We start from the raw sequence: 13,523 nt of genomic DNA, 5'->3' as shown, positions 1-13,523 counted from the left end.
GCATGGCGGTGGTCTACCGGGCGAAGGCCCGCAGCCGTAGGGAGTTCGCCACCACGAGGACCGAGCTAGCAGCCATGGCAGCGCCGGCGATCATCGGGTTCAGCAGCCCGAACGCCGCCACCGGGATGCCGAGGGTGTTGTACGCGAAAGCCCAGAACAGGTTGCTCTTGATGGTGCTCAGCGTCTTGCGGCTCAGCTCGATGGACTGCACCACCTGGCCCAGATCGCTGCCCATCACCGTGATGTCGGCGGCCTCGATGGCGACATCCGTCCCGGCGCCCATGGCGATCCCGAGGTCGGCCTGGGCCAATGCGGCAGCATCATTCACGCCGTCGCCGACCATCGCCACGGTCTTGCCGGCGTCCTGCAGCTTCTGCACGGCCTCGACCTTGCCCTCGGGGAGGACATCGGCGAAGACGTCTTCGGCGGCAATTCCGACGGCGGCGGCAACCTGGGCGGCGACCGCGCCGTTGTCTCCGGTCAGCAGGATCCGGCGGAGGCCCAGTTCCTTGAGGCGGGCAATCGCCGCGGTCGAGCTGTCCTTGATGGTGTCCTTGAGGCTGACGATGCCGGCAAGTTCGCCGTCCACGGCCACCCAGATGGCGGTCGCGCCGGACTCCTGCTGTTCCAGCAGCATGCCGCGGTCCTGCGGCGTGAGGTTGATGCCGTTCTCTTCCAGCCAGCCGGTGCGGCCCGCGACCACGGTGCGTCGTCCGCCGTCGTTGTTTGTCACTATGCCGTGCACACCGCCGCCGGCAGCACTGTGGAAATCCGCCAGCGTCGGCAAGCCAGGCTGCACCGACGCGCCCGCGGCTGTCCCGCCGGTGCGGGTAGCGGCCGAGGCGAGGCGCTCCTTGGCGGCGTCGACGATCGCGTGGGCGATCGGGTGCTCGGAGCCGGATTCGACCGCGCCGGCCAGCGCCAGCACCTCGTCTTCGGTGTGTGAGCCAAGGGCGACGACGCCGGAAACAGCCTGCTTGCCGGTGGTCACCGTGCCCGTCTTGTCCAGCAGAATGGTGTCCACGTGGCGGGTGTCCTCAAGGATCTGCGGGCCCTTGATCAGGATGCCCAGCTGCGCGCCCCTGCCGGTGCCGGTGAGCAGCGCGGTCGGCGTGGCCAGGCCCAGTGCGCAGGGGCAGGCGATGACGAGGACCGTCACGGCGGCGGTGAAGGCGGACTCCAGATCGCCGGTGAGGACCAGCCATAGAACAAAAGTAACGACGGCGATGGCGATCACGATGGGGACGAAGACCGAGCTGATGCGGTCCGCCAGCCGGGCGATGGGCGCCTTGCCTGCCTGGGCCTGGCTGACCAGCCGGCCCATCTGCGCCAAGGTTGTGTCCGAGCCGACGCGGGTCGCCCGGACCAGCAGGCGGCCGGAAGTGTTGATGGTGGCGCCGGTGACAGTGTCGTCCACGTCCACTTCCACCGGGACGGATTCGCCGGTGATCAGCGACGTATCGACGGCGGAATGCCCCTCGACCACGTAGCCGTCGGTGGCGATCTTTTCGCCGGGGCGGACCACGATGAGGTCGCCGGGAACCAGCTGGTCCGCGGATACCTTCACCTCGGCGCCGTCACGCAGCACGGTGGCTTCCTTGGCCCCGAGATCCAGCAGGGACTTGAGCGCGTTGCCTGCCTTCTGCTTGGCATTGGCTTCGAGATAACGTCCCAGCAGCAGGAAGGTCGTGACGACGGCGGCGGTCTCGAAGTAGAGCGCGTGGTCGGCCATGCTGCCGTGGACGTGCTCCGTCATCATCGGGTTCATCAGCAGCTGCCACGCGGAGAAGAAGAATGCTGCGAGGACGCCGATCGACACCAGCGTGTCCATGGTCGAGGCAAGATGCCGAGCGTTGATCGCCGCGGCGCGGTGGAAGGGCCAGGCGGACCAGAAGACCACGGGGATGGACAGCGCGAAGACAACCCACCCCCAGTGCGGGAACTGCGCGCCCGGGATCATCGAGATGGCGAAGATCGGGAGGGTCAGGATGGTGGCGGCCCACAGCCGGGGCCGCAGCTGCGACGCCATGCCGCCGTGGGCCATGTGGTCCTCGTGCTCGGCGTGCTCGTCATGGGGGGCGCCTTCGCGGGCGTCCCTGCGCTCAGACAGTGCACTGTTCGCAGGCTCACCTGGTTCCTCGCTGCGCCATAACTCGCGCTGACCGGGATCGCCCGCCTCCGGCGCCTCGCGATGGGAGGCGTGGTGCGGCGACGCCTTGATGCGGGCGCGGTAGCCGGTGGCCTTGACTGTGTCGAGCAACTGCTGGTCCGACACGTTTTCGGGCACGGTGACCTGCGCCGATTCGAGGGGGAGGTTGACGCTGGCTTGGACACCTTCGAGCTTGCCCAGTTTGCGCTCCACGCGGTTGACGCAGGACGCGCACGTCATGCCTTCGATCTCCAGCTCGACCAGTCGGGTCGGAGTCACCTCCATACCGGTGATTCCGGCAGGGCCGGCCTGGTTGCTGCTATTAATCCGGGCACCCGTGTTCTGGGCCATGATTGCCTTCTTCCCCTTCGATTCTCAAAGGCGGGACGTTCGCATGACGCCGGGCCGCCGTCGTACTCTTACGCGTCTGCTGCGACGACCAGGTAACCCGCTTCGGCTACGGCTTCGCCGATCTGTTCCGGATCCAGGGTGCCGGTGGAGTTGACGGTGGCGGTGGAAATGCCGCCCTTGTTCAGCTCGATGGCCACGTCCTGCACGCCGTTGATGGCCTTGAGTTCTTCGGTGACTGCGTCGATGCAGTGGCCGCAGGTCATGCCGTCAATGCTGACTTTGGTGATGGTGCTCATGGTTCCTCCTGTTGGAATTGATTCTGATGGGCTAGCGCAACAGCCGGCCGATGGCGTCCGAGGCTTCCTTGACCTTGTCCTGCACGATCGTCGGGTCCCCGGCGGCTTCGGAATCCTTCGCGGCACCGACGACGCAGTGCGCGATGTGGTCCTCGAGCAGGCCGATACTGACGGCGTGCAGCGCCTTATTGACCGCGGACACCTGCGTGAGGATGTCGATGCAGTACTTGTCCTCGTCCACCATGCGGGCGATACCCCGGACCTGGCCCTCGATCCGCTTGAGCCGTCGCAAGTACGCCGCCTTGTCAGTGGTGTAGGCGTGTCCGATGTGCTCGTCGGCTGCGAGGGCACCCTCAAGGACCGACGGCTCGGCCGCGGGAAGTTCTGTGTGGCTCATGGCGTTCCTTCCGTGGTTACTACGTCCAATCTATACCCCTTGGGGGTATCAATCAAGGGCGTGTGGCCGACGCCTCAGTTGCTTGGGGTTCATCCCGATGCCTCGCGCCGGGCCTGTTCGCGGCGAGATCGTCCCTTAAGTGCGAGATCGTCCCTTACCCCCGGGTGCCGGGCAGGTAAGGGACGATCTCGTGGGCGGAATGCAGCCCTGGGTTTGCTTGGTCCGGAATTCAGGGCTGGACGGCCCGGGCCTCAGGACTGGGCGTCACGCAAGGTGCGGAAGGCCAGCCAGGCCGCGGCAACCATCAGCACGGAGGCGATTCCGGCCGTGACCGTGACACCGCTGTCGAAGGCGTGGAATGCCGACTCCAGGAGTGAGTCCGCCGTTCCGCCTGGAAGTTCGGCGGCAGTGTTGATGGCGCCGCCCAATGTCTCGCTCGCGATTGCCTGTTGCGACGCCGTGAGGTTCGCGGGCAGGTCGATGTTCTGCCGGTAGGCCGCCACCAGGATGCTGCCGAGCACCGCGGTGCCGAAGACCGAGCCCACCTCGTAGGCCGTTTCGGAAACCGCAGACGCCGCACCGGCCTTGGCCGCCGGGACGCTGGAAAGGATCAAGTCATTGGAGAGCGTCTCCGAAGCGCCCACGCCCGCGCCGAGTACGGCGAAGGCCAGCATGAGGTTTCCGGCCGAGGCCTCGGGCGTTGCGGCCACCATCCAGTAGGCCGTGGCGGAGAGCAGCAGCGCGACGGACACCACCAGGTGCGGTCGGATCCGGCGCACCAGCGGCACCACCAGCAGGCCGGCAGTGATGGTGATCGCCAGGCCGGGCAGCAGCACCAACCCGGCATCCAGCGGGCTCAGCCCGAGGACCAGCTGCAGGTGCTGCGACACGAAGTACAGGAAGCCGACCAGCGAGAACACCGCCAGCAGGTTGACCAGCACCGCACCGGTGAAGGGCCGGACCGTGAAAAGCCGTACGTCCAGCATCGGCTGGTCGCGGCGAAGCTGACGTCGGGTGAACAGCCAGCCGGCAGTCAGTCCGAGTGCGGCAATGCCCAGGGTGGCCATGAGGTTGCCGCCGTTGGCGAGGTTCTTAATGGCGTAGACCACCGGCAGCATCGTTGCGATGGAGAGGAAAATGCTCCAAATATCGACGGCGCCCGGTGCCGGATCCTTGGACTCCGGCACGAAGAGAGGGGTCAGGACGAGCATCAGCACCAGTACCGGCACGGCCAGCAGGAACACGGAGCCCCACCAGAAGTGCTCGAGCAGCAGTCCGCCCAGGATTGGGCCCAGCGCGGCACCGGCGGAGAAGCCGGCGGCCCAGACCGCGATGGCCAGACGGCGCTGCCCGCGGTCGGTGAAGATGTTGCGGATCAGGGAAAGCGTGGCCGGCATCAGCATGGCACCGAAGACGCCCAAGCCGGCACGCGCGGCCACCAGCACCTCGGCACTTGGCGCGAAGGCTGCCAGCGCCGAGAAGACGGCAAAGCCCACGGCGCCCGTGATGAGCATTCGCCTGCGGCCGAACCGGTCGCCCAGGCTCCCCATGGCGACCAGCAGGCCGGCGAGCACCAATGGATAGATGTCGATGATCCAAAGCAGGGTGGTCCCGCTGGTGTTGAACTCCAGCGAGATGGCAGGCAGGGCAAAGCTCAGCACCGTATTGTCGACGGCGACCAACAGCACCGGCAGCATGAGCGCTGCCAGGGCGGTCCATTCTTTGCGGCCGGCACGTTGGGTGATGGTGAGCATAGTGCACCTCCTGGAAAATTGCGGGGATGCATTTACTGTACCGGCTGGACGGTTTAGCAGCAAGTCGATCGAAAGCTAGGATGGATGGATGGCCAGCGCAAAAGACCGGATCCTCGACAGCTTTGAAGACATCCTCATCAAGGAGGGCGAACGGGCGGCGACCATGGATGCCGTTGCGGCGGCGGCAGGGGTGTCCAAGGGTGGGCTGCTCTACCACTTCCCCTCCAAGGAGGCCATGGTGGAAGGGCTCTGCGAACGGCTAGAGGCGCTGACGGCGGAAGATGCGGAGAAGATCGGCAAGGCGCCCGAAGGAGCGGCCCGCTACTACGTCCGCACCTCTTTATACGTGGACTCGCCGCTGGACCGGGCCATCGTCGCTGTGGCCCGCCTGGTGCAGCAGGGGCATCCCGCGGCCGCCCAGACCTTTGCGCAAATCGAGAGGCTTTGGCTGGATGCGCTGGAAGAGGCCCTCGGCAGCAGGCCTGTCGCACAGGCAATCAAGCTGATGGGGGACGGGCTCTATTACAGCGCTACCTTTTTCGCGGCGGCCGGCGAGCCCGCCAAAGTTAGCGAAGCAGAGCTGGAAGCGCTGCTGGAGCAGGTGGACGCCCTCGTGGAACGCATCTGAGGCTGCGCGACCTACCTGCTGGCCCGGGGTCAGCTCGGCGCGTGAGCGTCAGGCATGGGTTTCCTCTTCCACCAGCGCGGTGGCAATGCTGTCCGAATCTTCCAGCGCGGCGAGGTAGCGTTCGGCGTCGAGCGCGGCTGCGCAGCCGGTGCCCGCAGCGGTGATGGCCTGCCTGTAGCGGTGGTCCACGGCGTCTCCGCACGCGAAGACGCCCCGTTGACTGGTCACGGTGGTGGGGGAGTCCACCTTGATATAGCCCTCCGCATCCAGGTCGATCTGGCCCTTGACCAGTTCGGTCCGCGGCAGATGCCCGATCGCCACGAAGATTCCCGTGGCGGCCAGCTCGCGCGTGGCCCCGGTAACCCTATCCGTCAGCGTCACGCCGGAGACCTTGCCGTCGCCGTGGATGGCGGAAACGGTGTTGTTCCATACGAAGCGGATCTTCTCGTTGTCCCGCGCCCGCTGCGCCATGATCTTCGACGCCCGCAGCGCGTCCCTACGTACGACGACGGTGACGGACTTCCCGAACCGCGTCAGGAAAAGCGCTTCCTCCATCGCCGAATCCCCGCCGCCGACAACGACGATGTCCTGGTTTCGGAAGAAGAACCCGTCGCAGGTGGCGCACCAGGACACCCCGTGGCCGGAGAACTTCTTTTCCTCCGGCAGACCGAGTTCCTTGTAGGCGGAGCCGGTGGCCAGGATGACCGCAGGTGCCTGGTAGACGTTCTCACTGGTGGTGACCACTTCTTTAAGGTGGCCCTCGAGCGAGACGGAAGAGACGTCGTCGTACTCAATGGTGGCGCCGAATCTAGCGGCCTGCTGCTGCAGGTTCTCCATTAGCTCCGGGCCCTGGATGCCCTCGGGAAAGCCCGGGAAGTTCTCCACATCGGTGGTGTTCATCAGGGCGCCGCCCGCGGTGACGGCGCCAGCGATCACACGCGGTTCCAGCCCGGCCCGCGCGGCGTAGATCGCCGCGGTATAGCCCGCGGGGCCGGAGCCGATAATGATGATCTTCTCGCTCATGATGTTTCTCCTTGTGGTGCCGTCGCCGCGGGCTAGCTGGCGTCCGGGTGCAGCGCGGGGAGCAGGCCGGAGACCAAGCTCTGGACGCGTGCCTTGATATCGTCGCGCAGAACGCGGGCGGCGCCAACGTCTTTGCCGGCGGGGTCCGTCAGCTCCCAGTCCTCGTACTTCCGGCCGGGGATGACCGGGACATCGACGCCGCCACCCAAGGTGATGACCATGTTGGCGTCGTGGAGTTGCTCAGTGGTGAGCTGCTTCGTGGTGCGGCCGGAAATGTCGATTCCGTCCTCGGCCATGGCTTCCACCACGGCCGGATTGACCTCTTTTGCCGGCCGGGAACCGGCGGACCGGACATCGATCGCGCCCCTGGACAGGTGCTCCAGGTAGGCGGCGGCCATTTGCGAGCGGCCCGCGTTGTGGACGCAGACGAAGAGGACGGTGGGCTTGTGGCTGTTGGTCTCGGTCATGTCGGGTCCTTTGCTTCTGCCGGCGGTGCCTCTGGGGTGAAGAAACGTTCCGGCGCGGGCTGTATAGACCAGTGCAACAAGAACCGCGGCTACTATCAAGAGCCTTCGCCTTCCCGGCCGGTGCGAAGACCCTCCCGGCAACCGATCTGCGCATAATGGACTTCACGCCCTCTTCGGAATCCGCCAGCAGAAAGCGACCCCATGAACCCTCAGCCAGGTAAGCCCAGCGTCCTCTTCGTCTGCTCATCGAATAGCGGCAAGTCCCCGATGGCCGCCGGCCTGATGGAAAAACTCGCTAACGGCACGGTGGACGTGCACTCGTGCGGCACCAAGCCCGGGACTGCGGTCAACCACGAATCGGCCGAGGCGCTGCTCGAAAAGGGCATCGACATCAGCGGCGGCACGCCCACGGCGGTGACCGAAGAAGCGCAGCGAGCGGCCGACGTCGTCGTTATTCTGGGCACCAACGCGCAGCTGGAGGAGGTGCCGGGCACGCGCTACGAGCGCTGGGAGATCGGCGAACCGAGTCTGCGCGACATCCACGGCATGGAACGGATGCGACTGGTCCGCGACGAGATCGACGCCCGCGTGCACCGGCTCTACGAAGAGCTCGTGGGCGAGTAGCGAAGAACCAATTAATCCGGTCCACGCGGCGTCGGCGCCAAATGTGGGGCGTTGATTCGCGAGAGCGTTCCTTACACTTAAGCCGGTCTCTTACAAGGAACGATCTCGCGGCTAAGGCACGATCTCGGCGCCAGGATAATCAGGGCCGCCCGCCTGTGCTTGACGCTGTTCCGGGTCAGGCCTGCACGGCCCCGGAGTCTTGATGCTCGTGTTCGACCACGGCGTCCTGGGACATCCAGAGCAGTTCCCAAACGTGGCCGTCGGGGTCGGCGATGGAGGCGCCGTACATGCCGGGCATGCTTTCCTTGGCCGGCAGGTAGACGCTGCCGCCGCTGGCCTGTGCCTTGGCCACCAGGTCGTCGACCTCTTCAGTGGAGGAGGCGGTGAGGCAGTTCAGGACTTCCTTCGCGTTGGAGCCCAGATGCGGGGTGCTGCCCTCGGCCAGGAAGCCTGCGAAGAAGTCCTGCTTCAGGAGCATGACAAAGATGGTGTCGGAGATGACGATGCAGGAACCCTCGTCCGAACTGAAGTCCGGGTTCAGGGTGAAGCCCAGGCCGAGGTAGAAGTCCGTGGCCTTCTGCAGGTCGGAGACGGGGAGGTTGGCGAAAATCATGCGGTCCATGGCAGATCCTTATCAAGTGGATTGAATAAGTTGAGGAACTTGTGGAGCTGATTGCGTCGCAAAGCGCACAGTGTTCACCCTAAATGAGCCGTATACCTTGGTCCATAGTTCCCCGCCTCGGACATGTTCACCGGCGTAACGGGGACACGGACAGAACCGCGAGCTGTCAGATAGCCATGTGCTCCGACAGGGCCGGAAGCAGGCTGGCCGCTGCGCTGATGGCGATGGCGGTCGGTTCTTTGCCGGGGAGGCCGGGAAGCCCGATCGGACAACTGATGGTGTCGATGGCGGCGGCGTCATGCCCCTCGGCCTGCAGCTTCTGGCGGAACCTGGACCATTTGGCCGAGGAGCCGATGAGGCCCACCGAACCGAGGTCGGCGCGGCGCAGCGCAGCGTCGCACAACAGGAAGTCTTCGGCATGGTCGTGGGTCATGATGAACACATGCGAGCCCGGCGGCAGTGTGCCCAAGATGGAATCCGGAACGGGGCTGCGCTGGAGGTGGACTTCGGCCTGCCCCGCCAGAATCTCGGCGAGGCGCGCGGGATCAAGCTGGTCGGCCCTGCTGTCCACAAGGTGCAGTTGGATCGGCAGCCGGGAAAGGATCCGGGCCAGTTCGTGGCCGACGTGCCCCATGCCGAAGATGGCAACGGTGGCACGGGCAGGGAACGGCTCGAGGAGAACCGTGACTACTCCTCCACAGCACTGCTGCCCGTGCTCGGTGGCGGCATGCTCATTGAGCGGGAACGGCAGGCTCTCCGGTACCGTACTTCCTGACCGGAGCAGCGCGCGCGCCCGGTCGATGACCGTGGCCTCGAGATTGCCGCCGCCGATGCTGCCCCAGGTGGACTCGGCGCCGACCACCATCTTTGCTCCCGCCTCCCGCGGGGCATGGCCCCGCGCCTCGGTGACCGTAGCCAGGACGCTGGGCAGGCCAGCCGAGCGCAGATCCTGCATCGCGTGCAGCCAGTCCATCTCAGCCTGCTGCGGTACTAACAGAGGAAGGCGAGGATTCGTCCCCGGCCCGGGCCCCGCCGTCGTAAGCCTTTGAGGTTGTCTCCCGCGCTGCCTGGATCGCCCAGAAGACCGCCTCGGGGGTGGCCGGGCTGGCCAATTCGACCGGCCGGTCCCCGGCTCCGAACGCAGCGACCGCCTGGCGCAGGGACTCCCTGACGCTGAAGGCGAGCATGAGCGGCGGTTCACCCACCGCCTTGGAACCATAGACGACGCCGGTTTCGGTGGCCTGCTCGAAGAGATGGACGTTGAACTCCTCGGGCATCTCCGAGAAGCTGGGCAGCTTGTAGGTGCTGGCCGACTGCGTCGCCAGGCGGCCCCGGTGCTCGCCGTCGGACTCGTCCCAGCGCAGTTCCTCGAGCGTCAGCCACCCGGCACCCTGGACGAAGCCGCCCTCGATCTGTCCGAGGTCGATGAGCGGCGAGAGGCTGTCGCCGACGTCGTGGACAATGTCCGTCCGCAGCTGGCGGTACGCGCCGGTGAACCCGTCCACCTCCACCTCGGAAACGGCCGCGCCGTAGGCGAAGTACTTGAACGGCTCGCCTTGCATGCGGGCGCTGTCCCAGTGCAGTCCCGAGGTGCGGTAGTAGCCGGCAGCCCAGAGCGGGATCCGCTGGAAGTAGGCGTCGTGCGCCAGGTCGGCGAAGGCGATATCCCGGTCATGGAAGCCGATCCCGGTCACCTTGCCGTTGGCGAAACGGACATCGTCGGGGTGGATATTCATCTTGCGGGCCGCCACCTCGGCCAGCCGCGCGCTGATTTGCTCGCAGGCGTCCTTGATGGCCCCGCCGTTCAGGTCCGCTCCCGAGCTGGCCGCCGTGGCCGACGTATTCGGCACCTTGTCTGTGCGGGTGGGAGCCAGGCGGATGAAATCCAGCGGAACTCCCAAGGCGGTGGCCGCGACCTGGCGCATCTTGGTGTGCAGGCCCTGGCCCATTTCGGTGCCACCGTGGTTGATCAGGACCGAGCCGTCCTTATATACGTGCACCAACGCGCCGGCCTGGTTGAAGGCCGTGAGGTTGAACGAGATGCCGAACTTCACCGGAGTGATGGCGAGGGCGCGCCGGTTGTGCGGCTGGTCGGCGTTGAATGCGTCGATCTGTTCCCGCCGGCGCGCGACGTCGGCACGTTCCAGCAGGGTCTGCCAGATGGCATGCAGCCGCTCGGCGTGGCGCACCGGCTGGCCGTACGGCGTGGTCTGCCCTGGAACGTAAAGGTTGCGCTGCCGCAGCTCGCCCGGGTCGAGCCCCAGCACCGGGGCGGCTCTGCCCAGGACCTCCTCGATGAGGAACATGCCCTGGGGGCCGCCGAATCCGCGGAACGCAGTCTGGGAAGTCTTGTTGGTCTTCGCGATCCGGCCTGCGACGTGCACGTTGGGGATCCAGTAGGAATTGTCCACGTGGCACAGCGCGCGGGTCAGGACCGGCTCCGAGAGATCAAGACTCCACCCGCCGTCGCTCGTCAGCGTGGCCTTCAGCGCCTGGATTCGGCCATCCTGGTCGAAGCCGGCCTCCCACCTGGCATGGAACGGATGGCGCTTGCCCGTCATCGTGATGTCCTGGGTGCGGTTAAGGCGCAGCCGCACGGGCCGGCCGGTGAGAACCGCGCCCAGTGCGGCGATCGCGCCGAAGCCGTGGGGCTGCATTTCCTTGCCGCCGAAACCGCCGCCCATGCGCAGGCACTGGACGGTGACATCGTGGTTGTGCCGGCCCAGCACGTGCGCCACGACTTCCTGCGTCTCCGAGGGATGCTGCGTGCTGCTGTGGACGAAGATCTGTCCGCCCTCATCGACGTACGCGAACGATGCGTGGGTCTCCAGGTAAAAGTGCTCCTGGCCGCCGTACTCGATCTCGCCGGAAAACCGGTGGGCTGCTCCCTCCAGGGCGGCATCGGCGTCGCCCCTGCTGAGGGTCGGCTGGAGGCCCTGGAAGCTCTCCGCCTCGATGGCTTCCGTGAGCGTCAACAGCGCGGGGAGCGGGTCGTAGCTGACATCAACTGCCTCGGCGCCCAGCCGCGCGGCCTCGAGCGTTTCGCCCAGCACCCAGCAGACGGCATGGCCGTAGTACATGACCTCGGTGGGGAACAGCGGCTCGTCATGCTTGGTGCCGGCGTCGTTGACGCCGGGCACGTCCGCGCCGGTCAGCACCCGGACTACTCCCGGGACCTGCAGCGCGGGTTCGGTCCGCAAGGAGGTCACGACGGCGTGGGCATGCGGCGCTTGGACTGGCCAGGCATGCAGCACATTCTGGCGGCCAACGATGAGGTCGTCGGTGTACAGCGCGGTTCCCGTGACGTGCAGTGCGGCGGATTCGTGCGGCACCGTCACGCCGACGATGGGGTTGACCGGGCGGTCAGCAAGGGATTTCATCGGGCTACCTCCACAGCGGATGCTGTTTCCGCATAAAACTTGAGCATCGCCTGGCCGAGCATCGCCGAGCGATAGCGGGCGCTCGCCCTCAAATCGTCGATCGGCGTGCCTTCGGCGGACATGACGGCGGCGGCAGTCTCGGCCGTTTCAGCTGTCCACGGCTGACCGACCAGCGACTGCTCGGTTCTGGTTGCACGGATCGGCGTGGCCGCAACGCCGCCGACGCCTATCCGGATGGAGGATACGGTGCCGCCGTCGAGCTGCATGGCGAAAGCGACGGCGACACTCGAAATGTCGTCAAAACGGCGCTTGGCGATCTTGTAAAAGGCGGTGCTTTCCGCCAGCGGCAGCGGGATCCGCACCTCGCGCAGGAGCTCGCCGGGTTTCCTAACGCTCTGGCGGTACCCGGTGAAGTAGTCAGCCAGCGCGACTTCCCGCTCACCGCCTGTGGAGGCCAGCACGACCGACGCGTTCAGGGCCAGCAGCGCCGGCGCTGAATCACCGATCGGCGATCCCGTCGCGAGGTTGCCGCCCAGGCTTGCCGTATTGCGGATCAACGGGGAGGCGAACTGCGGGAAGAGTTGGCTCAACAACGGGACGCGCCCGGCCAGCCCGCGTTCGATCTCGGTGAGGCTCAGGGCCGCCCCGATGCTGATCCGGTCGCTGCCGGCATCCAGCGTCCGCAGCGGCTCCAGCCGGTCGACGGAGATGGTCAGCGGCGGCCGCGTGTGCCGCAGGTTCACCTCCACCCCGAGATCGCTGGCGCCGGCGACCAGCTTGGCCTCCGGGTTCTGTTCGAGCAGATCGAACAGCTCCTCCATGCCCGCAGGGCGGACAAAACGGGCGCCGTCGACAATTTTCTCGGTACGTCGGACGGCAGGTGCGGGTCCACCCTGCCGGACAAGCAGCGGGTCGGATCCATCGGGGGAGCCGAGCGCGTACGCCGCGTCCCGGATGGGCCGGTAGCCGGTGCAGCGGCACAAATTGCCGCTCAGGGCGTGCAGGTCAAAGCCGTTGGGCCCGCTTTCATGGTCGGTCGCATGTTCCTCGCCGGCTACCGCAGTCCCGGTCTGCGCCGCACTGGAGCGGGCAGCATCCCGCTCCGGGCGGTAGTACTCGGCAGCCATGGAGCAGATGAATCCTGGCGTGCAGTAGCCGCACTGCGCTCCGCCGCGGTCCGCCATCTCGCGCTGAACGGGGTGCAGTGACTCCTCGGCGCAGGGCCCCGGTGCGGTACCGAGGCCCTCTGCGGTCACGATTTCCTGTCCGTCGAACGCCAATGCAGGAGGCAGGCACGCGTTGATTGAGGTCCAGCGGCTTCGGTCGGCACCGTCCGGGCGGGCCACGAGGACGGCGCACGCACCGCACTCACCCTCTGCGCAGCCTTCCTTCGCCCCGGTCAAGCCCTCTGTTCTTAACCAGTCGAGCAACCGGGTATGCGGACCGGCTCCGTCGCAATCGTGCAGTTGACCGTTGACCGTTATCTGGCTATCGCCCATGCCTCAATCTCCTCAGCGCCCTCGTGAGACGTGCCTTGAGAATCATCCTGTGACTCACACCATACTGCGCCACGCGTAGGTGTAAACCCAAGAACGACGGCGGGACCTGCTGTTCCGTTGTTATCCTCGCCGACTCGTTGGGTTGCACCCAGGGGGCCGCCGAGCGACCCTTCCGCCGTCGTGCATCTACAAAAAAGCCGATAGAGGAGGCTCATTCATTATGTGATGTTGGTCACTAGGGAGTGAGCCGTGTCCGTAGTCCAGGACCGCAACCCGGGCGGCCGTTCAATAGCGCGGAGTATTTCGTTTAAGCAGGAATGTTGCCGGCCGCAC

Annotated in this window: 12 protein-coding genes; 2 read left to right on the top strand and 10 right to left on the bottom strand. The window is 66.3% G+C overall.

From position 1 onward, the window contains the following. Positions 1 to 13 precede the first annotated feature (13 nt). From AC5RWO_RS04410 to AC5RWO_RS04395, 4 genes are all read right to left on the bottom strand, one after another. Positions 14 to 2,434: a heavy metal translocating P-type ATPase gene (locus AC5RWO_RS04410; RefSeq protein WP_498730090.1), complete on the bottom strand. Its 2,421-nt coding sequence runs from the start codon at positions 2,432 to 2,434 to the stop codon at positions 14 to 16. A gap of 134 nt (positions 2,435 to 2,568) precedes the next feature. After that, on the bottom strand, positions 2,569 to 2,796 hold the full coding sequence (locus tag AC5RWO_RS04405) for a heavy-metal-associated domain-containing protein (protein ID WP_498729683.1): 228 nt from the start codon (positions 2,794 to 2,796) through the stop codon (positions 2,569 to 2,571). Positions 2,797 to 2,827: 31 nt separating this feature from the next. Next, complete coding sequence (locus AC5RWO_RS04400; RefSeq protein ID WP_498729681.1) at positions 2,828 to 3,193, bottom strand: metal-sensitive transcriptional regulator; 366 nt, start codon at positions 3,191 to 3,193, stop codon at positions 2,828 to 2,830. A 251-nt stretch (positions 3,194 to 3,444) separates the two neighbouring features. Next, positions 3,445 to 4,947, bottom strand: coding sequence for an MFS transporter (locus AC5RWO_RS04395; RefSeq protein WP_498729680.1), 1,503 nt, complete (start codon positions 4,945 to 4,947; stop codon positions 3,445 to 3,447). 88 nt (positions 4,948 to 5,035) lie between these two features. On the opposite strand from AC5RWO_RS04395, the gene AC5RWO_RS04390 reads away from it, so the two are divergent. Beyond that, positions 5,036 to 5,575 carry a TetR/AcrR family transcriptional regulator gene (locus AC5RWO_RS04390; RefSeq protein WP_498729679.1) on the top strand — a complete coding sequence of 180 codons (540 nt, stop codon included), beginning with the start codon at positions 5,036 to 5,038 and terminating at the stop codon, positions 5,573 to 5,575. Positions 5,576 to 5,623: 48 nt separating this feature from the next. Here AC5RWO_RS04390 and trxB read toward each other — a convergent pair whose 3' ends face one another. Together trxB and AC5RWO_RS04380 are read right to left on the bottom strand one after the other, a co-directional pair. Then, on the bottom strand, positions 5,624 to 6,598 hold the full coding sequence (gene trxB / locus AC5RWO_RS04385; protein ID WP_498729678.1) for a thioredoxin-disulfide reductase: 975 nt from the start codon (positions 6,596 to 6,598) through the stop codon (positions 5,624 to 5,626). A gap of 32 nt (positions 6,599 to 6,630) precedes the next feature. Then, entirely contained in the window at positions 6,631 to 7,065 is a 435-nt protein-coding gene (locus tag AC5RWO_RS04380) for an arsenate reductase ArsC (protein ID WP_498729676.1), read from the bottom strand. Between the two features lie 201 nt (positions 7,066 to 7,266). Here AC5RWO_RS04380 and AC5RWO_RS04375 point away from each other — a divergent pair, with 201 nt between their 5' ends. Continuing rightward, positions 7,267 to 7,689 (top strand): arsenate-mycothiol transferase ArsC, encoded by a 423-nt coding sequence (locus tag AC5RWO_RS04375; protein WP_498729675.1) that lies wholly within the window; start codon positions 7,267 to 7,269, stop codon positions 7,687 to 7,689. 175 nt (positions 7,690 to 7,864) lie between these two features. Here the strand turns inward: AC5RWO_RS04375 and AC5RWO_RS04370 are convergent, their stop codons facing one another. From AC5RWO_RS04370 to AC5RWO_RS04355, 4 genes are all read right to left on the bottom strand, one after another. After that, positions 7,865 to 8,311: a VOC family protein gene (locus AC5RWO_RS04370; protein WP_498729674.1), complete on the bottom strand. Its 447-nt coding sequence runs from the start codon at positions 8,309 to 8,311 to the stop codon at positions 7,865 to 7,867. Between the two features lie 166 nt (positions 8,312 to 8,477). Further along, positions 8,478 to 9,284 carry a xanthine dehydrogenase accessory protein XdhC gene (xdhC, locus tag AC5RWO_RS04365; RefSeq protein WP_498729673.1) on the bottom strand — a complete coding sequence of 269 codons (807 nt, stop codon included), beginning with the start codon at positions 9,282 to 9,284 and terminating at the stop codon, positions 8,478 to 8,480. Between the two features lies 1 nt (position 9,285). After that, a complete protein-coding gene (gene xdhB, locus AC5RWO_RS04360; protein WP_498729672.1) occupies positions 9,286 to 11,691 on the bottom strand; it encodes a xanthine dehydrogenase molybdopterin binding subunit in 2,406 nt (801 codons plus the stop codon). Further along, on the bottom strand, positions 11,688 to 13,190 hold the full coding sequence (locus tag AC5RWO_RS04355; protein ID WP_498729671.1) for a xanthine dehydrogenase small subunit: 1,503 nt from the start codon (positions 13,188 to 13,190) through the stop codon (positions 11,688 to 11,690). Before AC5RWO_RS04355 ends, xdhB begins: the two co-directional genes overlap by 4 nt. Positions 13,191 to 13,523 lie beyond the last annotated feature (333 nt).

The sequence above is a fragment of the Arthrobacter sp. B055-34 genome (assembly GCF_059090425.1).
This window is presented reverse-complemented; position numbering and strand designations above follow the sequence as displayed.

Excerpts from the sequence above, each read along its gene's own strand:
- xdhB (WP_498729672.1), bottom strand. The coding sequence starts at position 11,691 with ATGAAATCCCTTGCTGACCGCCCGGTCAACCCCATCGTCGGCGTGACG.
- AC5RWO_RS04370 (WP_498729674.1), bottom strand. The coding sequence starts at position 8,311 with ATGGACCGCATGATTTTCGCCAACCTCCCCGTCTCCGACCTGCAGAAG.
- AC5RWO_RS04380 (WP_498729676.1), bottom strand. The coding sequence starts at position 7,065 with ATGACCGAGACCAACAGCCACAAGCCCACCGTCCTCTTCGTCTGCGTC.
- AC5RWO_RS04405 (WP_498729683.1), bottom strand. The coding sequence starts at position 2,796 with ATGAGCACCATCACCAAAGTCAGCATTGACGGCATGACCTGCGGCCAC.
- xdhC (WP_498729673.1), bottom strand. The coding sequence starts at position 9,284 with ATGGACTGGCTGCACGCGATGCAGGATCTGCGCTCGGCTGGCCTGCCC.
- AC5RWO_RS04400 (WP_498729681.1), bottom strand. The coding sequence starts at position 3,193 with ATGAGCCACACAGAACTTCCCGCGGCCGAGCCGTCGGTCCTTGAGGGT.
- AC5RWO_RS04410 (WP_498730090.1), bottom strand. The coding sequence starts at position 2,434 with ATGGAGGTGACTCCGACCCGACTGGTCGAGCTGGAGATCGAAGGCATG.
- trxB (WP_498729678.1), bottom strand. The coding sequence starts at position 6,598 with ATGAGCGAGAAGATCATCATTATCGGCTCCGGCCCCGCGGGCTATACC.
- AC5RWO_RS04375 (WP_498729675.1), top strand. The coding sequence starts at position 7,267 with ATGAACCCTCAGCCAGGTAAGCCCAGCGTCCTCTTCGTCTGCTCATCG.
- AC5RWO_RS04390 (WP_498729679.1), top strand. The coding sequence starts at position 5,036 with ATGGCCAGCGCAAAAGACCGGATCCTCGACAGCTTTGAAGACATCCTC.
- AC5RWO_RS04395 (WP_498729680.1), bottom strand. The coding sequence starts at position 4,947 with ATGCTCACCATCACCCAACGTGCCGGCCGCAAAGAATGGACCGCCCTG.
- AC5RWO_RS04355 (WP_498729671.1), bottom strand. The coding sequence starts at position 13,190 with ATGGGCGATAGCCAGATAACGGTCAACGGTCAACTGCACGATTGCGAC.